We start from the raw sequence: 22,450 nt of genomic DNA, 5'->3' as shown, positions 1-22,450 counted from the left end.
CGAGGATCGTCTTGTTTCAGTCTCTCAAAATTTTAATGATTGAAAAAAACAACTCACTGACACTTGTGACAACACGACTGATTAAAATCTTATTTCATCAGTAAGAATTGTTTTTAGTCGATCAACTATTTTTAGTCTGTTTCGATCAAACCATATTTACCATCTTTCCGACGATAAACAATGCTTGTTCCGTTTGTTTCTGAATCTTCAAAGATAAAGAAGTTATGTCCTAACATGTTCATTTGCAATACAGCCTCTTCACTGTCCATTGGTTTCAATGAAAGGCGTTTTGTACGAACAATGTCTAATTCTGGTGCTTCTTCTTGTGTATCTTCGTTGTTTAAGAAGATCGCTGCTTTGGCAGCATCTACACCAGTTTCACGAGATTTGCGGTTGATTTTTGTTTTGAACTTACGAATTTGGCGTTCTAATTTGTCCACAACCAAATCAACACTTGCGTATAAATCAGGTGATGTTTCTTCAGCACGCAGTACCAAGTAAGGTAGAGGGATAGTAACCTCAACTTTAGCTGTTTTTTCAGTATAGACTTTTAAGTTTACATGAACTGTTGCTTCTGGTGAATCACTGAAATAACGTTCCAGCTTGCCAACTTTTTTTTCTACATAGTCTCGGATCGCTTCTGTTACTTCAATGTTTTCGCCACGCACGTTGTATCTAAACATAACGATTACCCCTTTCATCTGCCACTAAAGAAGAAATAACGGACCACTCTGTTACTCTTCTTCTTAATTCTATTATAACGAAACTTCGAACTTTTGCCAACAAAATTGCGGTCTATTTTTGATTTTCTTTCACCCTTAGCGCGCAATAGAAAACGTATTCAACTTTGCGGGGTTGGAGTCTAAAATAACCTGTGCAGCATGAAAAATTGTTCGTCCAGTTGTATAAATATCATCCACCAAAAGTATGTCTTTATCCGCGAGATTCTGTTTTGCTTTTTCCGTTAGTTTAAACGGCTGTTTTAATGCCAACCGTGCTTTTCTATCCTTAGTTACTTGAGATTCACTATTATCAAACCGGACGAGATAAGGCTGATAAGAAATATTTGCAGCTTCCAAAAGACCCTCTACTTGATTAAAGCCTCTGATTTTCATTCGTTCTGCTGAAATTGGAATTGGGATGATCAATTGCTTTGCTTTTGTTTTAAAATGCGCACTGACAAAAGAGGAAAAGCTAAAACGCAGACTATAATTCCCTTTAAACTTGTATTGTTCAAACCAGTCCTGCATAGCCTCATCATAGGTAAATAACGCTTCATGATGAAAATCATAGGAGGGAAATTGTTGCTGCCATTTTATACAGTCCGGACAATAATCGGTATAGCCAGTTTTTTGACAGCCATAACAACAGTCAGTCATAGGCAATAGTTGGAATTTTTGTACACACGTTGGACACAATGGTTCCGATAACAGTTTTTGCGGAAGGAAGATTTCTTTTAAGGTTAGATTTCGACTAGTTGTTTGTGAACAATAATTACACTTCATCCAGCAACCCTCTTTCTTTTGCCAAAAGATTCATTTTTTTAATTTGCTTTATTGCACTTTTGATGGCGGTCGTTAAGCCGTTATGTAAAAACCAAACTTCTCCGGCAGTATAAGTCTTTCTGCGATCCACACGTCCGGCAATCTGCACTAAAGCGGCTGTAGCAAATACATCATGATTCGCTCCAAACACAATTACCGATATACCATCAAAGGTGACTCCGCGTTCTAAAATTGTTGAAGTCAATAAAATGCGATATGCCTTTTTTCTCATCGCCATTACTTTTTCTAAACGAGCAGGATCCTGTGAATGAACGGCGGCCAATGTTGTCTCAGGAAATTTTTTTCTGAGAATTTCTTCCAGTCGTTCCATTAAGTGGATACTCGGGCAAAAGATTAAGACATCATTGTTTTTTATTAATTCCTTTGTTAATCGCATCAATTGCCGTGGACAATGTCCTTCCTGAACTTTCTGTCGCCAGTTAGGGCACCATTTTGTCTTGGGTACAGGTAATTGCCGGCGATGATAGCGTGCTGGCAAAATACTGGTCTGCAGCTGGTTTTGTTTGGTCAGACTGAGCAGTCCTTTAGTCGGCGTCGCAGTCAGATAAATGAGTGAACTTTGCGGTTTAACGGCTTGCTTTGCGCCATAGTCAAGCATAGCATTGTTCACAAAAGGAAAAGCATCGACTTCATCAATAATCAGCACATCAAACGCTTCATAAAAACGTAATAGCTGATGTGTTGTACAAACAACTAGCTTAGTATATCGATAAGGTTCCTCCATCTTGCCATGCAGCAAAATGCTGCTTTCTTCCGGAAAAACAGCTTGAATTCGCGGAAAAAGCTCCAAACAAACATCGACTCTCGGAGATGCTACAGCAATGCGGTAGCCAGCTTCTAGGCTATAATGAATTGATTGAAAAAGCATCTCTGTTTTACCGGCGCCGGTTACCGCCCAAATCATCCGCGATTCAAAGTGTTGAACAGATGCCAATAGTTCATCTGAAACCGTCTGCTGTCCCGTAGTTAAGGTGCCCTCCCAGCCAAAGAATACAGCGCGTTTGGTTGGAAACGGCTCCGGCAGATGATAAAAGCATTGGTCACTGGAAACCCTCGATAATTGAAGACAATCCGGGCAGAAATAATGCTGGTTTGGTAAACGTACTGCTCTCTTAAGATGAAACTGTCCACAGCGCAAGCAACGAACGTGTTGTTTTTCTTCCTGCATCGTTGGTAACTGACGGATTGCTTGTTGTTCAACGACAGCAGAATGAATTTCGTCCAGTAGTACTTTTCGTCCCCATAATTCTTCCATAATTCCTCCTTACTTATAAGCTACGCATTTTTTCTCCTATTCTTTTTATTTTTCTACAAAAAAAGATACAGAGGCGCGTATAGGAATGTCGCTATGCATTTCCTACATCATCACTTCTGTATCTTTATGAACTTTATTAGATAGAACGTCAATTCTTTTTAGTGCACGCCTATGTTTATTTTGCCTGCATTAACTCTAATGCCTGCTGCAGCACCTTTTCTCCATTCATCATCCCGTAATCTGCCATATTGATAATATCCAGTGGGATGCCTTTTGGCTCTAGTCGTTTTTCAAAATCATTTTTCATGAAGCGGACTTGCGGACCTAAAAGTAAGACGTCAACAGGTTTATTTGCTAAATTATTATCTGCATCTGATGCTGAAACGGCGAAGATATCTGCGTCAATTCCTTGCGCATCTGCTGCTTTTTGCATTTTCGTTACCAGTAAGCTTGTACTCATGCCGGCAGAACAAACAAGCATAATTGTTTTTTTAGCCATTACGACCACTCCTTTTTTGTTAAAGATACTCTATTTTATATTTATTATAATTGAACCGCTTATTTTGTCAACGCTTTCTACTTTTGGTCTAACGTAGCCAGCTGGACTTTAATAATTTGTTAAAGACAATATATTCCTTTTCAAGATTCACCTGGACAACTTGATAACCGGCATTCAGCCAGCCATAAGCTCCCTTTTCAGGATGTTTGTAATCATTGGCCCACCAGTCAGTTTCTGTACGCGCTGTTTTGGGCAGCCCTGAATGCGGAAAAAGCAGTTCATCAAATTGTGTAAAGGTCAAAGTTACTTGTGAACCGCCATTTGCTGTTAAATAATGCGTAACATTGTCATATTTCTTTTGACGTTCTTTGCTCACCTGCCACACCTCATTCTTTCGTTTAAAATCAACGTGCTCTTTTAATTATTATCTCATAAATCAGCGGAGAATCAAATGATGGTCTTATCCTTTTCTTGATTTCTAAAGGATAGTTGCTTCTTACGCTTATTTTTTTTATACTTAACTCATTATTCAGTAAAGGAATGAGAAGATGCTCGAAAGTTATTTTACTATCCAAGCCGATGGTCAAAGTGAAATTGAGATCAAGAAATCCCGTTTTATTTGTGCCATGAAGCGCATCTCAACCGAAGAAGAAGCCAAAGCCTTCATCGCGCAAAAGAAAAAAGAACATTGGAAGGCCAATCATAATTGTAGTGCTTTTGTTCTTGGAGAAAGACAAGAAATTCAGCGTAGTAGTGATGACGGTGAGCCTAGCGGAACTGCCGGAGTACCTATGCTGGAAGTGCTCAAAAAGCAAGAGCTGATAAATGTTGCAGCGGTGGTCACTCGTTATTTTGGCGGAACCAAGTTAGGCGCCGGCGGTCTGATTCGGGCATATAGTCAAGCTGTTTCCCATGCGATTACTGAAATTGGACTCGTTGAAGGAAAGCTGCAGCAGGAAATTCGTTTAACCATCAGCTATGCCAACCTCGGAAAGGTACAAAACTTTATGGAACATCAGCCTTATACGTTGCAGGATACAATTTTTGGCGAAAATGTTGACGTTGTTTGCCTTGTGGATGAAGCGTTAACGGCTCAATTTAGCGCAGAAATTATTGAACAATTAAATGGACAAGTCACACTGGAAGAAGGGGCTTGCTCGTACCATGAAATCCCTATTGAAAAAAGAGCATAGAAAATTTTAAACAAAAAACGTTTAGTCAAAGGAAAGACAGACTAATGCTGTACTTATTCGTTGACTAAACGTTTTTTATTGTTTATTTTTCTAGATAAAACTCAAAGCGATTACCGACATACTGCGTTCTTACATACTCAAATGGTATGCCATTTTCAAAATAGGAGATCTGACGTAAGCGTAAAATCGCATCGCCTCTTTTAATTTTTAAATATTCGGCAATTTGTTCAGACGCCAGCATCGCAGAAATCGTTTGATTGGCGTGACCGATTTTGTGGCCACCTTTGCCTTCAAGCGTTTTGTAAAAGGACTGAGTGATTTCAGCTTTGCTATATTGACTAACTAAAGAATAGGGAACACTGGCAACTTCAAAGCAGATGGGCAAGTCATCCGCAAAACGAATCCGTTCCATGCGGACAATTTGTTCAGCTTCTTTTAAATGTAGCTTTTCCATTTCACTTGAGCTGGGCTTGGCTACATAATACGAAACGGTTTTACTTGAAGGAACCCGATTTTGTGAAAGCATAATGTCCGTAAAACTGGTGGTACCCGTCATTTTTTCTTGGACTTTTTTACGAGCAACATAGGTACCCGAACCAATCTTACGTTCCAGAATTCCTTCATCAGCAAGCGTTTGAATCGCTTGTCTTAAAGTCATACGGCTAACATTAAACTGAATCGCCAGCTCACGCTCTGAAGGAAGCCGATCGCCGATCTTCCAAACACCGTGCTCAATATCCTCTTTTATCTTGTCATGTATTTGAATATAAACTGGTAAACTTGAAACCATCTTCCTTCCCCCTTTTCTTCATTATAACTGGTATATACCTAATAAACAACCAAAAAATCTAAATTTAAGAGAAAGAAAGCGTTTATAAGAATACTTTGGTATGGATAAAAAGAGGTTGATCAAAAGTCGCTTAGGCTCGAGCAATTGGAGGAAAAGAGGCGAATGCGCTTTTCGCATTAGCAGCTTTTTTGAAATTGCCGAAGAGCCTGACTTTTTAGCACCGTTTAATCAAGGTTGATCAAAAGTCGTTTAGGCTCGAGCAATTGGAGAAAATGAGGCGAATGCGCTTTTCGCATTAGCAGCTTTTTTGAAATTGCCGAAGAGCCTGACTTTTGAGTACTATTTATTTCGTAAGTAACAACTAAAACAAAACTATTTTTTTCTAGTTATGATTTTACCGTTTCATTAAGCATTTTATTGGCTGTAGCCATCATTAAACGAATGCGATTTAATTGATTCACCAATGAAACACCCGGGTCATAATCAATCGGTGCAATATTTGCTTTTGGATATTGGCGGCGCAACTCTTTCACTACTCCTTTGCCGACAACGTGGTTCGGTAAGCATCCAAACGGCTGCATACAGACGATATTGTTGACATCAGCTTTCAGCAATTCGATCATTTCCCCAGTTAAAAACCAACCTTCGCCAGTATGGTTGCCGATTGAAAGAATCTTGCCGGCTTCCTCTGCCAATTCATGTATTGAGCTTAAGCCATCGAAACGTTGTGATTTTCTAAGGGCTTTGTCCATTGGCTTTTCAACATATTCAATAATTTTAATTGCAAATTCTGCTAAGGTTTTGCTTTGTTTGGACATCCCCATGTTTTCATATTTCCAGATTTGATTGTAGAAGGAATAATTCATAAAGCCAATAATATCCGGAACGACCGCTTCTGCTCCTTCTTCTTCCAGCAAACGCACAATGTCATTGTTGGCTGTTGGCGAGTATTTAACTAGAATTTCTCCTACTACACCGACTTTTGGTTTTTTCACTTCTTTTAAAGGAACCTCATCGAAATCCTTGATGATTTTTTTCATATTGCGGTTGAATAAAGATAACGAACCGTTTTTCACATTCTTCTCAACCTGTTTTAGCCATTTTGCATGCATCTGATCAATCATGCCTTTTTCAATTTCGTACGGACGCGTACGATAAACTACTCGTTCAAATAAATCGCCGTATAAAAAGGCTACCGCCACCCGTTTTAGCATCGGTAAAGTAAATTTAAAGCCAGGATTTGATTCCACACCTTTATTGCCCATAGATACTGATACTACCGGAACCTGCGGGAAACCAGCGTCATTTAGAGCTTTTCTAAGCAACGGCACATAGTTGGTCGCACGACAGCCGCCGCCGGTTTGCGTCATCATTACACTCACATTATTTAAATCGTATTCACCGCTTTCCAGCGCTTCGACTAACTGACCGATCGAAATAATCGCTGGATAACACGCATCATTATTTACGTATTTCAGTCCAACATTAACCGCTTCACGATCATCCGCTGGCAGACAAACAACATTATAGCCGGAAGCTTTTAATGCTGTATCGACTAAGCCGGTTTGATGAATCGGACTCAGCATAGGTAAAAGCAAGGTATGTGTTTTTTTCATTTCTTTTGTGAAAATGATTTTTTCCGGTTCTTCGTAGCGCAGCTTTGGTTCAAAGTTCATTTTGTCACGTTCGCCTACTGCTGCTTTCAAGGAGCGCAAGCGAATGCGAATAGCGCCTAAATTAGAGCCTTCATCGATTTTCAATACCGTATAGATTTTGCCGTATTGATCCATAATTTCTTCTACCTGATCTGTTGTCACCGCATCCAAGCCGCAGCCAAATGAATTTAATTGGACCAGCTCAAGATTTTTTGATTTTGCTACAACCCGGGCAGCTGCATAAAGACGAGAGTGGTACACCCACTGATTGACAACACGCAGGTTGCCTACATCGCTCAAATGAGAAATACTATCTTCCGTCAAAACATGGAAGCCTTCTTGCGTGATCACTTCAGCAATGCCATGATTAATTTCCGGATCCAAATGATAAGGACGACCGGATAAGACAATCCCACGTTGGCCTTTTTCATTTAACATCATTAAAGTTTCTTCGCCTTTTTTGCGTATTGATTCTTTAAAGGCATCCAGCTCTTCATAGCCATGTCGCAACGCAGCCGTTACTTGCGCTGATGTAATTCCCAAATCTGCAAAGGTTTCGCTTAATACCTTAGCTACAGAAGCTTCATCCGCTAAATTAATATAAGGATTGCAGTAGTCTACTTTGCCGTCACGAATATCATCAACATTATTTTTGATCACATCCGGATAGCTTTGGACGATTGGACAGTTAAAATGATTGTCTGCTTCACTTGATTCCTGACGTTCAAAAACAACACCCGGATAAAAAATTCTTGGAATCTCTGCATCAATTAAGGCTTGAATATGACCATGTGTGATTTTGGCCGGATAACAGGCGGTATCACTAGGGATCGTTTCCATACCTTGTTCATACAGTTCTTTGTTCGAACGTGGAGAAAGCTCTACACGAAAACCTAAATCAGTAAAAAAAGTATGCCATAATGGATAATTTTCGTACATGTTCAGGACTCTAGGAATACCAATCCGACCATGAATCGCTTCTTTTTCTTTTAATGGACGGTATTTAAATAATTTACGGTATTTATAATCCACCAGATTCACTCGGCGGTCTTCCCGTTTTACTTTAATTCTCGCACCGCGTTCACAACGGTTTCCTGTAACAAATTGACGTCCGTCAGAAAAAATCGTCACGGTCATCATACAGTTATTTTCGCAAAGACCACAATGGGTAAATTCTTTTTCAGCAGTAAAGGCATCCAGCTCTTCCAAGCCTAAAATGGTGGATTCTTCCCCTAATTCATAATCCTCCAACGCAAGTAAAGAGGAACCATAGGCACCCATCAAGCCTGCGATAGAAGGCCGGACTACTTCACGTTCACTGATCATTTCAAAAGCACGAAGCACCGCTTCATTATAAAAGGTTCCGCCCTGACAAACGATCTTTTTGCCCAGCTCCTCTGGACGACGTACCTTAATTACTTTATAAATAGCATTTTTAATTACAGAATAAGAAAGTCCTGCAGAAATATCGCCCACAGAAGCACCTTCTTTTTGTACTTGTTTCACTTTAGAATTCATGAACACTGTACAACGTGAACCCAGATCCACCGGTGTTTTAGATGTTAAAGCTTCAAGCGCGAAGTCTTTGACATCGTAGTTTAGGGATTTAGCAAACGTTTCAATAAAGGAACCACAGCCTGAGGAACAAGCTTCGTTTAGCTGAATAGAAGAAAGTACGCCGTCTTTAATCGTCATCGCCTTCATATCTTGTCCGCCGATGTCCAAAATAAAATCTACGCCCGGTTGAAAATGATTCGCTGCTTTATAATGCGCCATCGTTTCAACTTCGCCAATATCAACCTTCAACGCATTTTTAATCAAGTGTTCACCGTAGCCTGTCACTGCAGATTTCCCGATGAAAACATCTTCTGGCAGCAGTTGATACAGTTCTTTTAACACACTCATTGTAGTTTCCAGCGGTTGCCCTTGATTATTGCCATAATGCGAGAATAACAAATTGCCTTCTTCGTCAATCAAGGTAACCTTAGTCGTTGTGGAGCCTGCATCAATTCCTAAAAAGGCGGCGCCGTGATGATCCGCCAGCGCTTTTTCCTGCGGTTTCGCTTTACTGTGACGATCTCTAAAAGCCGCCAGCTCTTCCTCAGATTTGAATAATGAATCAAGCGTATCGGTAGGTTTTAAGGTATTTTGATCGCCTTGTGTTAAGCGTTGAATTAAAGCCGACAAGGTAGTGACTTTACCGCCTTCAGAATAAAAAGCGGCGCCCATTGCCACGAAAAGCTGCGGATTATCAGGGAAAATCACGTCTTCTGGTTTAATATTTAAGGTTTCAATAAACCTTTTCCGAAGCTCCGACATAAAGAACAGCGGTCCGCCTAAAAAGGCAATCTTGCCTTTGATTTTTCGACCAGCAGCCAATCCAGCGATCGTTTGGTTCACGACAGCCTGAAAAATACTCGCTGCAATATCTTCTTTTGCCGCTCCTTCATTAATCAGCGGCTGAACGTCTGTTTTGGCAAATACACCGCATCTTGAGGCAATCGGGTAAATGGTTTGATAATTTTTGGCCAGTTCATTCACACCATTCGCATCTGTTTTTAGTAAAACTGCCATTTGATCGATAAATGCACCCGTACCGCCAGCACAGCTACCGTTCATACGTTGCTCAAGCGCACCTTCGAAAAAGGTAATTTTCGCGTCTTCTCCGCCTAGTTCAATTGCGACATCTGTTTCGGGAATCACTTCTTCAACCGTTTTCGTACACGCAATAACTTCTTGAACAAAAGAGATCGCTAAAACATCCGCCAGTCCCATACCGCCAGATCCTGTGATTGTCATAGTGACAGGTGTGTCTTCTCCGAGTGCTTGCACCGCTTCTTTTAAAATTTTTTCGGTTGCTGCTTTTACGTCTGAATAGTGACGTTCATATTTTGCAAATTTCGTTTGATTGTTTTCGTCAATAATTACTAATTTCACAGTCGTTGACCCAACATCAATTCCGGCTCTAATCGTCATTCGTTCGTTCTCCTTCATTGCCAACCTCTTTTATTTCCCAACAGTTTGTTGATTATCTTACAAGGTGTTTGATATAATACTTATGTATATTTTAGAAATATTCTAATCGAATTACAACTGGCAATTTATCCAAATTTGTGAGATAAGCAACAAAGTTAAGAAATGTGTTGTTTATTTTGAAAGGAATTGATTAGACTGAAGAAAACTGACTTAAGAGTAAAACGAACACATAAGATGATTATTGATGCTTTTTTTCATTTGGTGGAGGAAAAAGGCTATGATGCAGTAACGATTCAGGATATTGCCGATGAGGCGATGATTAATCGAGCAACATTTTATGCCCATTTTAAAGACAAACAGGATCTTTATGAACAGATTTTTGAGTTTGCAGTCAAAGCGTTCACTTCTGTTATTGATGCAGAGCAGATCGTTATTAAAAATCGCATTAAGGTGAAGCAAATCGAATTTCTCCTCACCCATATCTATGTAAATGTTCAAGAAAATAAAAAGTTTTTTTTAACCATTATGGACGGCAGCTCAAATGAACTCCTTCGGAAAAAGCTCGCTGAAATTATTTACGAAAAGTATGCTGATATTTTTTCCACTTTAAAGATTACAGAAAATGATATCGAAGTGCCGATTGATTTTATCATTGAGTATATGACTTCGATTTTTACCGGTACACTCCACTGGTGGATCACAAGCGACACTGATATGTCACCGAATCATTTGGCCAGACTTGTTATTAAATTAATCGGCAACGGCCACTTAACTGTATTAGGACTAGAAGTAGACAAATAAAAAATACTGAAGCGACTCATCTCTTTGTCTCTTCAGTATTTTTTATTAATGATTTTTCGCACGCCACTTTTTGGTATGCGCTGTATCTCTTGCCGAAACAACTTGAATAGCAGAGGTTTTTGCACCTTGCTTTTTCTTTCCTAAGAGATTGACTTTTACATCATACTTTCCTTCACGTGCCAAATCGTACATTTTTTCAGCAGTTTCAGTTATTTTTTCCTTAATACCCATGTTGCTTCACTCCTTATACCTTTTTATCCACTTTATCATATCTATTTCTAAAAGAGAACTAAAGTCTTTTGGCTTTTTGCACAAAAAAAACAACTCCTGTGAGTTGTTTAAAAGAAACTGGGGTAGCTGGATTCGAACCAACGCATGACAGAGTCAAAGTCTGTTGCCTTACCGCTTGGCGATACCCCAAAAATAGAAATGGAGGAAAGTGGATTCGAACCACTGAACCCTAAGGAACGGATTTACAGTCCGTCGCGTTTAGCCACTTCGCTATTCCTCCAAAAGGTTTTAGTAAAAAACCTGACTTAGTTATAATACAAAATTTCTGAACAAAAAGCAAGCATATTTTCAAAAAAATTGTTATTTATTTTAGTCGTTTAAATTCCATTGGCGAATAATGTATTCTATCGCTTCATCCATGGTTTTAACAGTCACTTCATTGCGTCCATCGATAAGTACTGCAAATTTTTTTGAATCTTGCGGAATAATTTGACCGATTTCTTTTTTACCAATCAACAATGTATTTACGGTCATTGTTTGTCCATTGATTTTTTTCGTTGCTTCTTCAATTTTTACTTCGATATCTTTATTTTTCTTTGACATGTTTATCCCTCCAAGAAACCATCTTATCACGTTATAGTAAAAAAAGCACCTACCACTTTAGGTAGGTGCGAAAATTTTTATTTAAGCGGCAAACAGCTGCTTTCTTTTTAGTTCACTGAAAACAGCAAAGAAAATTCCAACCGCGATTGATAGGCATCCTAAGCTAACAAACAACCACAAAAAACTGTTTAAGTAGGTTTGAATAAAGCCATACATCGCTTTTGACTGAATGCCCAACCGCTGAAAATAATGCTGATACAGCATAACAGCAGGCACTGCCGTCATCATTAACCCACTGGCACTGCAGATATACGACCAAAAACGAGCCAAGCGATGAAAATAGCCTTTCAATGATTGATAAAGCGCAAAGCTTAAGGCAGCCCAGGCAATGCCGCAAATCAGCATAAAGATGACTAAGGTTGTCTGATAATTCATGACCTTGCGACCATAAGCAATTAAAAAGGGCAGCTCTACATAGCCTTCGTAAATACTTACAGCTTTATTTCCCAAGTCCTTCACTGCTTTTTCTGACTCTTCAGTCTGTGGAATGTTCTTTTCTTCCATGTATTCAGTGATAGCTTTAGCGACAGCATCTTGAATTCCATTTTCACTTGAAATAGTATATTTTTTACCCGTTTTGTACATCGCTTTAAAATATTCATCAACATCTGTTTTCACAAGACTTTCAGAAATACTATGAGCCAAAACACCCTCTGGCACATTACTTCCTAAAGCACTGTTTTCAACCTGACGATTGATTTCTTTCGTTAACTCCGCATAATAATCAGCCTTGACTGCTTGCTTCATCAAATAATTTTCACTAAAAAGTGTTAACCGAAGTGCCAGTAAAATCATAAAAGCAAACAAAAATACAGAAGCTAAAAATGCGATGAAAAAGCGCGGTGCTACTTTTAATACCCGACCAGATCGTTTCATTTTTTCTGATTTCTCCTTCCTATGATTGCTCATCAATGATGGGGCCGGACACATACTCTGCAAATACAAATACGCGCTCCGGTGTTAAACCAACTGCATCCAATGGGTAACAAGTATAGAGAATCAGGGAACGTTTCGATCGATCACCTAATGTTGTATTTATTGATGAATCTTGATAATTGGCAATTTTTTTGTCGCTGACTTGATATGTGTAGTCGCCATAATGCGTACGAATTTCGATCCTATCTCCAGCTTCCAAATAATAAATTTTACCGAATGAAGGCATATTATGTCCACCAATCAGTGTTGTGCCCAGTTCACCGGGAATCATACTGCCAATATATTGTCCAGCGCCTAAACGTAAGATTTCTTCACTATCTCCGTAATACAGAGGCTCATTAATTTTTACTTTATCAATAATTACTTCACCAAACTGATCATTGCCAACTGGATAAACCAGTTTTGAAGAAGATAATTTTTCTGTTGTAGCCTCTTTCTCTCCGTTTTCATTCTCAACGATAGGCTCTGCAGAAGTGTGTGTCTCAGTTTCTTTCTGTTTAGCGGATTCTGAAGTTTTAGACTCGTCTGTTTTTTTTCTTTGTGCATAAAGATTTGTGCCTTTTTCTTCAAAAACAGGAGCATCATTCAGAGAGATCAACTCAACAGCTGAAGCTGCAAAATTAATGACAGGTGCGCCAATTATGTAAATAATGAGATAGCCAAAACACAGAAAGAGAAGAGGCACGTAAATAAATGCCCCTACTCTTTTTAGTTGTTTCATCTTAAGCTAATTTGTTTTTTCTGCTCATAAACACTGCACCTGCTGCAGCAACAATCAATGAGCTAAAAGTAATACCGCTTAACACGTAGTTAGAACCAGTATTTTTTACTGGAGTTCCTGTTGAATACACTGGCGCACCAGATGTATCAGTGATCGTTACAGCAGAATAGGTTCCGTTCGCTCCGAAAGTAATTTTCACGCCAACGGCATTTCCGGCAGCAACCACATAATTTTGAACTTGACTGATAACAGAAGCTGGTAATAACTTCACTGCTGAACCAAGAGAGTTCGCTCCAGAAGCGTCGACTGATACACCACTTACTAGTGTACGCGCTGCTTGGATGTTCTCTACTGCTTCATTTGCTTGTGCTTGTGTCAAATCAACTCGTTTTAAATGATTCTCAGCTGCATTTATTTCTGCAGCAGCAAAGCTGAAATTTTTACCGCCAATCGTTACTCCTGCATTCAATTCATTCAGGATCGATTGTTCTGTATCAGAGATTGCACCTCCAGACGCAGAAGCAGGCGTAGCAAAGCCTAATACTGCAACGAAAGCAACAATAAATCCAATAACTTTTTTCATTTTTTCCCCTCCAATCATTAAATATTTATAATCAATTACAGAAAATCTGTAAAAGTTATACCAACAACACCTTGAAAAAGTTCTAAAAATAACCATCAACCTTTTACTTAATTAAGTGACTACCAATACCACTCTTTATAAAATTATCACAAGGAATTCTAATAGTCAAACCCATTTTACAAGAAGAAATAATAAGCACGCGAACTTTTAATTTGGTTTAGACAGTAGAACCGCTTCAAAAACATCATAACCGGCCGCAGTCAAAATATTTTTTATTGTTGCCGTTTCTCTGCTTTCAATTTGTAATTCAATAATAGTCTCCAGTTCTTTTCGGTGAACGATAACCGTTAGTATGCTAAAATCGTTATCTGCCAGAAGCTTAGCAATATCAGCTAAAATTCCTTTATGGTCTTCTGGAATACGTAACTGAATTCTTGTTCCGCCGTCTGTGTATCCTGAAATCTTCAAAAAGGCATCAAAGATATCGTTGTTTGTAATGATTCCTACGAGTGCTTCATTCTCGTTTACAACCGGCAAAACACCTATGTTTTTTTGACGCATGATAAAAATCCCGTCCTCAAGAGACGCTTGCGGATTGATCGTCTGCACATCTTTTACCATAATATCTGCTACTGTCGTTTTATTAAGCAGGTAGTTTACTTCATAAACACTTAGACTCGTCGCTTTTGACGGCAAGGCGGATTGAATCGTTCCTTCTGTAATTAGCCCGATCAAATGCTCATTCTCCACGACTGGTAAACGATGGATCTGATGTTTTTTCATCAAATCGACTGCATCAAAAATCTTCATTTCAGGCTGTGCCACTACTAAGTTTTTGGTCATAAAATCACTTACGCTCATGTTCTTACCCTCCTAAATAGGCTTTTTTCACTTCTTCACTTTCAAGCAGCTCTTGTCCCGGACCGCTTAAAACCACTTCGCCTGTTTCTAATACGTAGCCGCGATCTGCAATTGACAAAGCCATTTTAGCATTTTGTTCAATTAACAGAACCGTCGTTCCTTGTTTATTGATTTCTTTTATAATATTAAAAATTTCTTGAATAAAGATCGGAGCCAATCCCATGGAGGGTTCATCCAGTAATAACAGCTTAGGCTTCGACATTAAAGCTCGCCCCATTGCCAGCATTTGCTGTTCGCCCCCTGATAAAGTCGACGCATCTTGATTTCTGCGTTCTTTCAAAATAGGGAAACGCTCAAAAATCATTTCATAGTCTTCTTTAAGGTTCTTATCTTTTCTTAAGAAAGCACCCATTTCCAAATTTTCCTGAACCGTCAAGCCGGCAAAAACATGTCGCCCTTCCGGCACTTGACATAGACCGCCAGCGACAATCTTTTGCGGCAGCGTTTTTTGGATTTCCTTCCCTTCAAAGGAAATAGTCCCGTTTGAAGGTCGAATTAAGCCAGAAATAGTTCTTAAAATCGTTGTTTTACCAGCGCCGTTTGCACCAATCAGCGAGACGATTTCACCCTGATTCACTTTAAAGCTCACTTCTCGTACTGCTTGAATCACGCCGTAATGCACGGATAGATTATCAATAGTTAACATTACAGCTCACCTCCTAAGTAGGCTTCAATAACTCGTGGATCAGCCTTGATTTCTTCCGGTTTTCCTTCGGCAATAATCCGACCGTATTCCAACACATAAATGCGTTGACACACATCCATGACCAGACTCATATCATGTTCAATTAAGACGATAGTAATTTGAAATTCTTTTTGGATCTTACGAATTAATTCAGTTAAATCAGCCGTTTCCTGGGGATTCATTCCGGCTGCAGGTTCATCTAAGAATAATACTTTTGGTTCAGTCGCTAAGGCTCGCACAATTTCCAATCGTCGTTGTTCTCCATACGGCAAGTTCTTTGCCAGCGTATGCACTTTATTTTCTAAGCCAAAAATTGAAAGTAAGTTTATTACCTTTTTTTCCATTTTTTCTTCTTTTTTATAAAAACCAGGCAGACGCAAAATACTTGAAAAAAGATTTTCTTTGTTTTTACTGTCCATAGCAATTAACACATTATCCATGACAGTTAAATCTTTGAACAAACGAATATTTTGAAAGGTTCGGCTTAAGCCCAGATCAGCAATTTTGTATGGCTTAAGTCCGTTAAGCACTTGCTCTTTTCCTAAAGCCTCCAAGGTTACGGTTCCTTCACTTGGTTCGTAAACGCCTGTTAACAGGTTAAACAGTGTGGTTTTCCCTGCTCCGTTCGGTCCGATCAATCCAATTAATTCATCTGTTTCAAGGGTAATATTTACATTGGAAACGGCGGCAAGTCCGCCAAAGTTTTTAGTTAAGTTTTTAACGCTCAGTAGAGGCATTGGCTTTTTCCTCCTTTTTATTGAATAATTTTTTAACAGAAAATTCCCAAGTACCAAGTAGGCCACCTGGTTTGAAAATCATAATGATAATCAAAGCCAACGCATAAATAATCATTCTAAGCGCACCAGCATCTTGTAAAAACATATTTAAAATACCTAAAACAATCGCTGAAATAAAGGTGCCCGTTACACTACCGATGCCGCCAAAAACAACGATAATTAAAATATCAATAGATTTCATAAAGCCAAAATCCTTCGGCGCAATGGTTTGGACATAGCTTGAATAGATCGCGCCGGCAACACTGGCCGTTACCGCACCGATAATAAAAGCGGTCACCTTGTATTTAGTGGTATTGACGCCCATTGACTCGGCAGCAATTTCATCCTCTCTAATCGCCATTGTCGCCCGTCCCGGACCACTGTGAATGAAATTAACAATAATTAGTGTTACCACCACCACAAAACCAAAAACCATTGGCCAGCTTACCATTGGCGGAATACCGAAGATTCCGGCCGGTCCGTTCGTCAACTCTTTCATGTTGATAATAATGATCCGAATGATTTCAGAAATTCCCAGTGTGGCAATCGCTAAATAGTCTCCTTTTAATCGAAGCGTCGGAATCCCCACAAGCAGTGCAACTACTCCAGAGATCACAATTCCTAATAATAAACCGCTGAAAAAACCGCCCATCGTTGGGTATTTTACCGACATAATAGCGGCACTGTAAGCACCAATTGCCATAAAGCCGGCATGCCCTAATGAAAATTGCCCCGAAAAACCAATAATTAAATTTAAGCCCAGCGCCAGCATAATATTGATGCCGATTGTAATCAATGTGTATTCAGTAAAGGGTGTGATGATCCCCGTGATATACAAAACATAGATAAAAGCATAAGCAAAAGCTGCAATACAGAGCCAAATAAGATTATATTTTAGATTCTTTTTCATGCTTTACACCTACACTTTCTCTTTTATATTTTTGCCTAAAATTCCAGCCGGACGAATCAACAGAATAATAATCAATAATGCGTAAACCACCGCATCCTTATATTCTGAAAAACCTAAAGCAATCGTAATAGTTTCCAAAAGCCCGATAACAAAGCCGCCTAAAGCAGCCCCTGGAATAATACCAATACCGCCTAAAACCGCAGCGACAAATGACTTAAGTCCCGGTACGACACCCATCATCGGATCAATCGAATTGTAATACAAACCGATTAAAATCCCCGCAGCAGCAGCTAAAGCTGAGCCGATTGCAAAGGTAAAGGAAATCGTACGATTCACATTAATTCCCATTAATTGAGCAGCATCCGCATCAACAGAAACCGCCCGCATGGCTTTACCCATTTTGGTTTTTTTAACAATTAACTGCAAAGCTACCATCAGCACTAAAGAAATAACTAAAATAAGAACCTGAATATTTGAAATTTGAATAAAACCTAGCTGATAGCTTTTGTAAGCAATGGCCTGCGGAAATGATTTTTTCTCTGGACCCAACCAATAGATCATCCCGTTTTGCAGTAAAAAGGAAACACCGATCGCTGTGATTAACGCCGCAATTCTGGTTGACTTTCTCAATGGTCGATACGCTAAAAATTCAATGACTACGCCGATAATTGCTGCACCAATCATTGCTAAAATTAAGGCTGGGAAAAAGCCTAAACTTAGTTTGTTAATAAAGAAATAGCCCATAAAACCACCGAGCATGTAAATTTCACCATGTGCAAAGTTAATCAATTTAATAATTCCGTAAACCATGGTATAGCCCAAGGCTAAAAGAGCATAAATACTGCCGAGAAACAGCCCGTTTACTAATTGTTGGATCAAGACTTCCATGTTTATCACTTCCAATACTTTAGTGTAGTTATTCTTGCTTTAAAGAAAAAAGAGGATGGACAAAACGCAAAATATTGTCTCACCCTCTTCAAATTTGTCTTCAGTTGCCTTTAACAGGTAGCTGCTTTACGGATTTACAGCGTCTGCTGAGGTTTCTTTTCCTTCCGTCAATCCTAATACCACTGCAGATTTTTCAGGGTTGTGATCTTTGTCCATCGTCATTTTACCTGTCACACCAACAAAGTCTTTTAATGAAGCAAGTCCAGCGGTGATGTCTTTTGAATCAGCAGAATCTTTGTCTTCCATTGCTTGTTTTAACATATACACAGAGTCGTAGCCTAACGCATTAAATGCAGAAGGTTGTTTGTTGTACTTTTTCTTGAAGGCTTCTACAAACGGGGTTACTTTATCCGTTGCAGGTGCTTTTTCAGAGAAGTGACCAGTGTAGTAAACTTTAGATACATTCTTTGCTCCAGCAATTTCAACTAGCTTTTCATCGCCGAATCCGTCAGCGCCAAGAATTGGCTTGTCAATGCCCATTTCACGTGCCTGTTTGATAATCAAACCGGCTTCAGCGTAGTAACCTGGGATGTAGATTGCATCATAGTCAAGGTCTTTAATTTTAGTTAGTGTTGCTTGGAAATCCTTGTCGCCTGCGGTAAAGGTTTCTTCCTTAGCAATCTTGCCTTTGTAAGTCTCTTTGAAGGATTTAGTTAGCCCAATTGCATAATCACTTGAATTATCACCAATAATGACTACATTTTTCGCTTTTAAATTATCTTGAGCAAAGTTGGCTAAAATAACGCCTTGGAAAGTATCCTGGAAACAAGCTCTAAAGATATATTCCTGCACTTTGTCATTAGCAACAGTAATCGAATCATCTGTTCCAGAAGGAGTGATGACTGGGACTTGAGCTTTGGTCATATTGGGAATGGTCGCTTTCGTTGCACCGGATGTTGCCGGGCCTACTACTGCAACGACTTTATCTTTAGCAGTCAGATTGGCTGCCACAGATGTTGCTTCACCATTTTCCGACTTATTGTCTTTTTCAATAAGTTCTAATTTTTTCCCTAACACGCCGCCTGCATCATTGATTTCCTCAACAGCTAAAGCAATACCTTCTTTTTCTGCATTGCCATAAGCGGATACATCTCCAGAAAGCTCCATGTTCATACCGATTTTGATTGTATCGCCATCCGCTTTATTTCCGCCGCCTGATGTACTGCCGCCGGCTGCCGGACCACATGCTGCTAGTAAGAATAAACTAGCGAACAAAAAACTAAACTTTTTCATTTTATTTCCCCCTTCATTTGAAAAACAACTCGGCTCGTTCTAAACGAACTAACTAGCTGATTCCTATCTCCGCTAAATAGTATTAATCTTTATGATTCACTAGCTGCTTTTTTAGCTACCTATTTCTCTCAATCAAACCTATTAAAGCGAAGTAATTCTCTTTGCATATATAATTATTAAAGAGTATGTATACAAATATAATCAATAACCTTGAAAATGTCAATGAATATTCAGAAAATTTCTATAATTCAAATTATTGGCAATCGTCCGTTAATTAAAAATAATTGGTTGAACGTTTTAAATAGCAGTACGCCGTTCATCAAGGTTTAGCGAATCCAGCCAAATTAAAAACGAGAACTGTCTGCACAGCTCCCGCTTTTAATTTTTCTTATTTCTTCTATAGTTGTAGGGACCATGGTATTCTTGATCCGGATTTCTTTTTAAGCTGAACTTTAGCGGCACATAGTCAATTCCGCCCTTGGTCAGTGGATGACAGCGTAAAAATCGCGAGGTTCCCATCAAAATGCCCTTAAATGAACCATGCGTTTGAATCGCATCAATCATATATTGTGAGCAGGTTGGGTGATAACGACAGCTTGCCGGCAAGCCCGGTGAAATAAAACGCTGATAGCCCCGCACCATTCCTACAAAAATATTTTTTGCCATATCCTCCCTCTTTTCTCTATCCGAAAGAACTATACCGTTTTTTATCAGGAAATGCAAGTCGGAGAGCAATTTATAAAGATCTCTTTAAGTTAAAAAGAAAACTACCCAAATTTCAAAAATGGTGCTACACTATCACCATGGAGCTATCTGATAGTTTACTCAATTTAAAAAGAATGGAGCGAATAAATATGGGATTAAAATTCGAACGTACAGATGATTTAGATAAATTATTTGATGCTTTTGCGGTTGATCCGAAAAAAGTAGAGATGCCCAATGAAGAATTAGAAAAACAACAAGCAAAAGCTGCAGAAAAAGAAGCGAAAAAAGAAAAATAAGGCTTGTTGCTTTCCTGACTGCTTAATCAAAAAAGAGCTGCGACAGAAGATTGTCGCAGCTCTTTTTCTTTCTATAAGTACTTTTCAATTGCCTGCCATGCTTCTTCCTTACCTTCTTTTGTTTGAGAAGAAAAAAGAATAAAGTCGTCATTTTTATCAAAATCCAAAGCTTTTTTGACCATACTTTCGTGTTTATTCCATTTGCCGCGCGGAATTTTATCCTTTTTCGTCGCTACAACGATTACCGGAATATTGTAGTATTTCAAAAACTCATACATTTGAATATCTTCACGCGTTGGTTCATGACGTAAATCCACCAGTGATACGACAGCCTTCAACTGCTTTCTGGATGTGATGTAGGTTTCGATCATTTCGCCCCACTTCGCCCGTTCAGTTTTAGAAACCTTCGCATAGCCATAACCGGGAACATCGACAAAATGCAGTGCGTTTTCGATTAGGTAAAAGTTTAGCGTTTGCGTTTTTCCTGGTTTACCTGAAGTTCTTGCCAGATTTTTCCGATTAATCAGCGTATTGATAAAAGAGGATTTCCCAACGTTTGAGCGACCTGCCAAGGCAATTTCCGGCAGCTCTGTTTCAGGGTACTGCTTTGGTGAAACGGCACTGATGACAATTTCAGCGTTATGTACGTTCATGTTTAGCCCTCCAATCTGTTTATTTTTCACACAGTAAAAGAGGCAGAGACAGAAGTCTTTAACTCAAACACTCAGTTAAAAAACTGTTTCCATCCCGCCATCTCATTATTCTTTATTTAGCCGGCTTTTTGGTCTGTTTTGTCATAGACAATCGCTGGTTTGCCGGTACCTTCTGCAGCCATTTCAGTGATAATGACTTTTTTGATCGTATCATCAGACGGAACATCAAACATGACATCCATCATGATATCCTCGATGATCGAACGCAAGCCACGTGCACCAGTATTACGTTCGATCGCTTTATTCGCAATCGCCCGTAAGGCTTCTTCCTCAAATTCCAGTTCAGTATCATCTAATGAAAGCAATTTTTGATATTGCTTCACTAACGCATTTTTTGGTTCAGTCAAGATTCGAACCAAATCATCCGTCGTTAGTTTTTCTAAAGCTGCGGTTACTGGTAAACGTCCGATGAATTCAGGAATCAAACCGAATTTTAGTAAATCTTCCGGAATGATTTGCTGCATAACACTTTCACCTTCAACCAGTTTGCCGTTATTTGTACCAAAGCCAATCGTTTTTTCACCTAAGCGGTTTTTAACAATTGTTTCGATGCCATCAAATGCTCCACCAACAATAAACAAGACATTCGTGGTATCAATTTGGATAAATTCTTGATGAGGATGTTTACGTCCGCCTTGTGGTGGTACACTGGCAACCGTTCCTTCCAGAATTTTCAGCAATGCCTGCTGTACTCCTTCACCTGAAACATCTCGTGTGATAGAAACATTTTCGCTTTTACGGGCAATCTTGTCGATTTCATCAATATAGATGATGCCTTTTTCAGCACGCTCAACGTTAAAATCAGCAGACTGCAGTAATTTTAAGAGAATGTTTTCGACATCCTCTCCCACGTAACCTGCTTCCGTTAGGCTCGTTGCATCGGCAATCGCAAATGGCACGTTTAATGTTCTAGCCAAGGTTTGCGCTAAGAACGTTTTTCCAGAACCCGTTGGTCCAATTAAACAAATATTGCTCTTTTGTAATTCTACTTCATCGGAGCTTGAATTTTCAGTTTGATTTACACGTTTATAGTGATTATAGACCGCTACTGCTAGTGAGCGCTTTGCCTGATCTTGTCCAATGACATATTCGTTTAAGACGTCCAATATTTCTTGGGGTTTAGGAACATCTGTTAATTCACGTACGGCTTCATCGTAAAATTCTTCATCAATAATCTCTTTACATAAGTCGATACATTCATTACAAATATAGACACCAGGTCCGGCAACGATCTTCTTCACTTCTTCTTGTGTTTTTCCGCAGAATGAACAGCGAACAGCACCGTTGTTGTTATTTGTATTATCGTACATGCATGTCACCCCTCTAAAATTAAAAATGACTGTCCTTACAGTCTTAGAATATAATAGCATAAAACAAGTGAAAATGCGAACATTG

24 protein-coding genes and 2 tRNA genes are annotated in these 22,450 nt (G+C 39.2%); 3 read left to right on the top strand and 23 right to left on the bottom strand.

What is annotated here, in order from left to right:
- Positions 1–131: 131 nt before the first annotated feature.
- The 5 genes from hpf to ABH902_RS06515 form a co-directional block, all read right to left on the bottom strand.
- Positions 132–683 carry a ribosome hibernation-promoting factor, HPF/YfiA family gene (gene hpf, locus ABH902_RS06535; RefSeq protein WP_404589750.1) on the bottom strand — a complete coding sequence of 184 codons (552 nt, stop codon included), beginning with the start codon at positions 681–683 and terminating at the stop codon, positions 132–134.
- Between the two features lie 135 nt (positions 684–818).
- On the bottom strand, positions 819–1,505 hold the full coding sequence (locus ABH902_RS06530; protein ID WP_404589749.1) for a ComF family protein: 687 nt from the start codon (positions 1,503–1,505) through the stop codon (positions 819–821).
- Entirely contained in the window at positions 1,495–2,820 is a 1,326-nt protein-coding gene (locus tag ABH902_RS06525) for a DEAD/DEAH box helicase (protein WP_404589748.1), read from the bottom strand. Before ABH902_RS06525 ends, ABH902_RS06530 begins: the two co-directional genes overlap by 11 nt.
- 175 nt (positions 2,821–2,995) lie before the next feature.
- A complete protein-coding gene (locus ABH902_RS06520; protein ID WP_404589746.1) occupies positions 2,996–3,319 on the bottom strand; it encodes a PTS sugar transporter subunit IIB in 324 nt (107 codons plus the stop codon).
- Between the two features lie 88 nt (positions 3,320–3,407).
- Positions 3,408–3,695, bottom strand: a complete 288-nt coding sequence (locus ABH902_RS06515) for a hypothetical protein (protein ID WP_404589745.1) — start codon at positions 3,693–3,695, stop codon at positions 3,408–3,410.
- A gap of 172 nt (positions 3,696–3,867) precedes the next feature.
- Here ABH902_RS06515 and ABH902_RS06510 point away from each other — a divergent pair, with 172 nt between their 5' ends.
- The gene (locus ABH902_RS06510; protein ID WP_404589744.1) at positions 3,868–4,512 is read left to right on the top strand and encodes a YigZ family protein; all 645 of its coding nucleotides are present in this window, start codon (positions 3,868–3,870) and stop codon (positions 4,510–4,512) included.
- A gap of 82 nt (positions 4,513–4,594) precedes the next feature.
- Here the strand turns inward: ABH902_RS06510 and ABH902_RS06505 are convergent, their stop codons facing one another.
- Both ABH902_RS06505 and ABH902_RS06500 read right to left on the bottom strand, forming a co-directional pair.
- Positions 4,595–5,302: a GntR family transcriptional regulator gene (locus ABH902_RS06505; protein WP_404589743.1), complete on the bottom strand. Its 708-nt coding sequence runs from the start codon at positions 5,300–5,302 to the stop codon at positions 4,595–4,597.
- Between the two features lie 386 nt (positions 5,303–5,688).
- Positions 5,689–9,933 (bottom strand): acyl-CoA dehydratase activase-related protein, encoded by a 4,245-nt coding sequence (locus tag ABH902_RS06500; RefSeq protein WP_404589839.1) that lies wholly within the window; start codon positions 9,931–9,933, stop codon positions 5,689–5,691.
- A gap of 189 nt (positions 9,934–10,122) precedes the next feature.
- On the opposite strand from ABH902_RS06500, the gene ABH902_RS06495 reads away from it, so the two are divergent.
- Complete coding sequence (locus ABH902_RS06495) at positions 10,123–10,734, top strand: TetR/AcrR family transcriptional regulator (RefSeq protein ID WP_404589837.1); 612 nt, start codon at positions 10,123–10,125, stop codon at positions 10,732–10,734.
- A gap of 45 nt (positions 10,735–10,779) precedes the next feature.
- Here ABH902_RS06495 and ABH902_RS06490 read toward each other — a convergent pair whose 3' ends face one another.
- The 14 genes from ABH902_RS06490 to yidD form a co-directional block, all read right to left on the bottom strand.
- Positions 10,780–10,965, bottom strand: coding sequence for a hypothetical protein (locus ABH902_RS06490; RefSeq protein WP_404589742.1), 186 nt, complete (start codon positions 10,963–10,965; stop codon positions 10,780–10,782).
- A 117-nt stretch (positions 10,966–11,082) separates the two neighbouring features.
- A tRNA-Gln gene (locus tag ABH902_RS06485) sits at positions 11,083–11,154 on the bottom strand.
- Between the two features lie 10 nt (positions 11,155–11,164).
- Positions 11,165–11,245 (bottom strand) — tRNA-Tyr (locus tag ABH902_RS06480).
- Between the two features lie 89 nt (positions 11,246–11,334).
- Entirely contained in the window at positions 11,335–11,568 is a 234-nt protein-coding gene (locus ABH902_RS06475; protein WP_404589741.1) for a DUF2969 domain-containing protein, read from the bottom strand.
- A gap of 81 nt (positions 11,569–11,649) precedes the next feature.
- Positions 11,650–12,504 carry a hypothetical protein gene (locus ABH902_RS06470; protein WP_404589740.1) on the bottom strand — a complete coding sequence of 285 codons (855 nt, stop codon included), beginning with the start codon at positions 12,502–12,504 and terminating at the stop codon, positions 11,650–11,652.
- A gap of 19 nt (positions 12,505–12,523) precedes the next feature.
- The gene (locus ABH902_RS06465; protein ID WP_404589739.1) at positions 12,524–13,285 is read right to left on the bottom strand and encodes a class D sortase; all 762 of its coding nucleotides are present in this window, start codon (positions 13,283–13,285) and stop codon (positions 12,524–12,526) included.
- A 1-nt stretch (position 13,286) separates the two neighbouring features.
- Positions 13,287–13,868 carry a hypothetical protein gene (locus ABH902_RS06460; RefSeq protein WP_404589738.1) on the bottom strand — a complete coding sequence of 194 codons (582 nt, stop codon included), beginning with the start codon at positions 13,866–13,868 and terminating at the stop codon, positions 13,287–13,289.
- A 207-nt stretch (positions 13,869–14,075) separates the two neighbouring features.
- Positions 14,076–14,729 carry a CBS domain-containing protein gene (locus ABH902_RS06455; RefSeq protein WP_404589737.1) on the bottom strand — a complete coding sequence of 218 codons (654 nt, stop codon included), beginning with the start codon at positions 14,727–14,729 and terminating at the stop codon, positions 14,076–14,078.
- Between the two features lie 4 nt (positions 14,730–14,733).
- Positions 14,734–15,435, bottom strand: coding sequence for an ABC transporter ATP-binding protein (locus tag ABH902_RS06450; protein ID WP_404589736.1), 702 nt, complete (start codon positions 15,433–15,435; stop codon positions 14,734–14,736).
- Positions 15,435–16,211 carry an ABC transporter ATP-binding protein gene (locus ABH902_RS06445; RefSeq protein ID WP_404589735.1) on the bottom strand — a complete coding sequence of 259 codons (777 nt, stop codon included), beginning with the start codon at positions 16,209–16,211 and terminating at the stop codon, positions 15,435–15,437. The genes ABH902_RS06450 and ABH902_RS06445 overlap by 1 nt, the downstream gene beginning before the upstream one ends.
- A complete protein-coding gene (locus tag ABH902_RS06440) occupies positions 16,192–17,160 on the bottom strand; it encodes a branched-chain amino acid ABC transporter permease (protein ID WP_404589734.1) in 969 nt (322 codons plus the stop codon). Before ABH902_RS06440 ends, ABH902_RS06445 begins: the two co-directional genes overlap by 20 nt.
- 9 nt (positions 17,161–17,169) lie before the next feature.
- Positions 17,170–18,048 (bottom strand): branched-chain amino acid ABC transporter permease, encoded by an 879-nt coding sequence (locus ABH902_RS06435; RefSeq protein WP_404589733.1) that lies wholly within the window; start codon positions 18,046–18,048, stop codon positions 17,170–17,172.
- Between the two features lie 126 nt (positions 18,049–18,174).
- On the bottom strand, positions 18,175–19,341 hold the full coding sequence (locus ABH902_RS06430; RefSeq protein WP_404589732.1) for an ABC transporter substrate-binding protein: 1,167 nt from the start codon (positions 19,339–19,341) through the stop codon (positions 18,175–18,177).
- Positions 19,342–19,719: 378 nt separating this feature from the next.
- Positions 19,720–20,007, bottom strand: a complete 288-nt coding sequence (gene yidD / locus ABH902_RS06425; protein WP_404589731.1) for a membrane protein insertion efficiency factor YidD — start codon at positions 20,005–20,007, stop codon at positions 19,720–19,722.
- Between the two features lie 188 nt (positions 20,008–20,195).
- Here yidD and ABH902_RS06420 point away from each other — a divergent pair, with 188 nt between their 5' ends.
- The gene (locus tag ABH902_RS06420) at positions 20,196–20,342 is read left to right on the top strand and encodes an SPJ_0845 family protein (RefSeq protein ID WP_404589730.1); all 147 of its coding nucleotides are present in this window, start codon (positions 20,196–20,198) and stop codon (positions 20,340–20,342) included.
- Positions 20,343–20,413: 71 nt separating this feature from the next.
- On the opposite strand, the gene yihA is transcribed toward ABH902_RS06420, so the two are convergent.
- Together yihA and clpX are read right to left on the bottom strand one after the other, a co-directional pair.
- Positions 20,414–20,995: a ribosome biogenesis GTP-binding protein YihA/YsxC gene (gene yihA, locus ABH902_RS06415; RefSeq protein WP_404589729.1), complete on the bottom strand. Its 582-nt coding sequence runs from the start codon at positions 20,993–20,995 to the stop codon at positions 20,414–20,416.
- Between the two features lie 116 nt (positions 20,996–21,111).
- Entirely contained in the window at positions 21,112–22,365 is a 1,254-nt protein-coding gene (clpX, locus tag ABH902_RS06410) for an ATP-dependent Clp protease ATP-binding subunit ClpX (RefSeq protein WP_404589728.1), read from the bottom strand.
- Positions 22,366–22,450 lie beyond the last annotated feature (85 nt).

The sequence above is a fragment of the Enterococcus sp. UD-01 genome (assembly GCF_044909655.1).
In the GTDB taxonomy this organism is placed as follows: domain Bacteria; phylum Bacillota; class Bacilli; order Lactobacillales; family Enterococcaceae; genus Enterococcus_L.
The sequence above is the reverse complement of the archived record's forward strand: the minus strand, read 5'-3'. Positions and strand labels throughout refer to the sequence as shown.

Bases quoted from the DNA above. Each gene is read 5' to 3' on its own strand.
- yihA (WP_404589729.1), bottom strand. From the start codon at position 20,995: ATGAACGTACATAACGCTGAAATTGTCATCAGTGCCGTTTCACCAAAG.
- ABH902_RS06510 (WP_404589744.1), top strand. From the start codon at position 3,868: ATGCTCGAAAGTTATTTTACTATCCAAGCCGATGGTCAAAGTGAAATT.
- ABH902_RS06455 (WP_404589737.1), bottom strand. From the start codon at position 14,729: ATGAGCGTAAGTGATTTTATGACCAAAAACTTAGTAGTGGCACAGCCT.
- ABH902_RS06460 (WP_404589738.1), bottom strand. From the start codon at position 13,868: ATGAAAAAAGTTATTGGATTTATTGTTGCTTTCGTTGCAGTATTAGGC.
- clpX (WP_404589728.1), bottom strand. From the start codon at position 22,365: ATGTACGATAATACAAATAACAACAACGGTGCTGTTCGCTGTTCATTC.
- ABH902_RS06475 (WP_404589741.1), bottom strand. From the start codon at position 11,568: ATGTCAAAGAAAAATAAAGATATCGAAGTAAAAATTGAAGAAGCAACG.
- ABH902_RS06440 (WP_404589734.1), bottom strand. From the start codon at position 17,160: ATGAAAAAGAATCTAAAATATAATCTTATTTGGCTCTGTATTGCAGCT.
- ABH902_RS06470 (WP_404589740.1), bottom strand. From the start codon at position 12,504: ATGAAACGATCTGGTCGGGTATTAAAAGTAGCACCGCGCTTTTTCATC.
- ABH902_RS06505 (WP_404589743.1), bottom strand. From the start codon at position 5,302: ATGGTTTCAAGTTTACCAGTTTATATTCAAATACATGACAAGATAAAA.
- ABH902_RS06435 (WP_404589733.1), bottom strand. From the start codon at position 18,048: ATGGAAGTCTTGATCCAACAATTAGTAAACGGGCTGTTTCTCGGCAGT.
- ABH902_RS06525 (WP_404589748.1), bottom strand. From the start codon at position 2,820: ATGGAAGAATTATGGGGACGAAAAGTACTACTGGACGAAATTCATTCT.
- ABH902_RS06445 (WP_404589735.1), bottom strand. From the start codon at position 16,211: ATGCCTCTACTGAGCGTTAAAAACTTAACTAAAAACTTTGGCGGACTT.
- hpf (WP_404589750.1), bottom strand. From the start codon at position 683: ATGTTTAGATACAACGTGCGTGGCGAAAACATTGAAGTAACAGAAGCG.
- yidD (WP_404589731.1), bottom strand. From the start codon at position 20,007: ATGGCAAAAAATATTTTTGTAGGAATGGTGCGGGGCTATCAGCGTTTT.
- ABH902_RS06490 (WP_404589742.1), bottom strand. From the start codon at position 10,965: ATGGGTATTAAGGAAAAAATAACTGAAACTGCTGAAAAAATGTACGAT.
- ABH902_RS06530 (WP_404589749.1), bottom strand. From the start codon at position 1,505: ATGAAGTGTAATTATTGTTCACAAACAACTAGTCGAAATCTAACCTTA.
- ABH902_RS06420 (WP_404589730.1), top strand. From the start codon at position 20,196: ATGGGATTAAAATTCGAACGTACAGATGATTTAGATAAATTATTTGAT.
- ABH902_RS06450 (WP_404589736.1), bottom strand. From the start codon at position 15,435: ATGTTAACTATTGATAATCTATCCGTGCATTACGGCGTGATTCAAGCA.
- ABH902_RS06520 (WP_404589746.1), bottom strand. From the start codon at position 3,319: ATGGCTAAAAAAACAATTATGCTTGTTTGTTCTGCCGGCATGAGTACA.
- ABH902_RS06500 (WP_404589839.1), bottom strand. From the start codon at position 9,933: ATGACGATTAGAGCCGGAATTGATGTTGGGTCAACGACTGTGAAATTA.
- ABH902_RS06465 (WP_404589739.1), bottom strand. From the start codon at position 13,285: ATGAAACAACTAAAAAGAGTAGGGGCATTTATTTACGTGCCTCTTCTC.
- ABH902_RS06430 (WP_404589732.1), bottom strand. From the start codon at position 19,341: ATGAAAAAGTTTAGTTTTTTGTTCGCTAGTTTATTCTTACTAGCAGCA.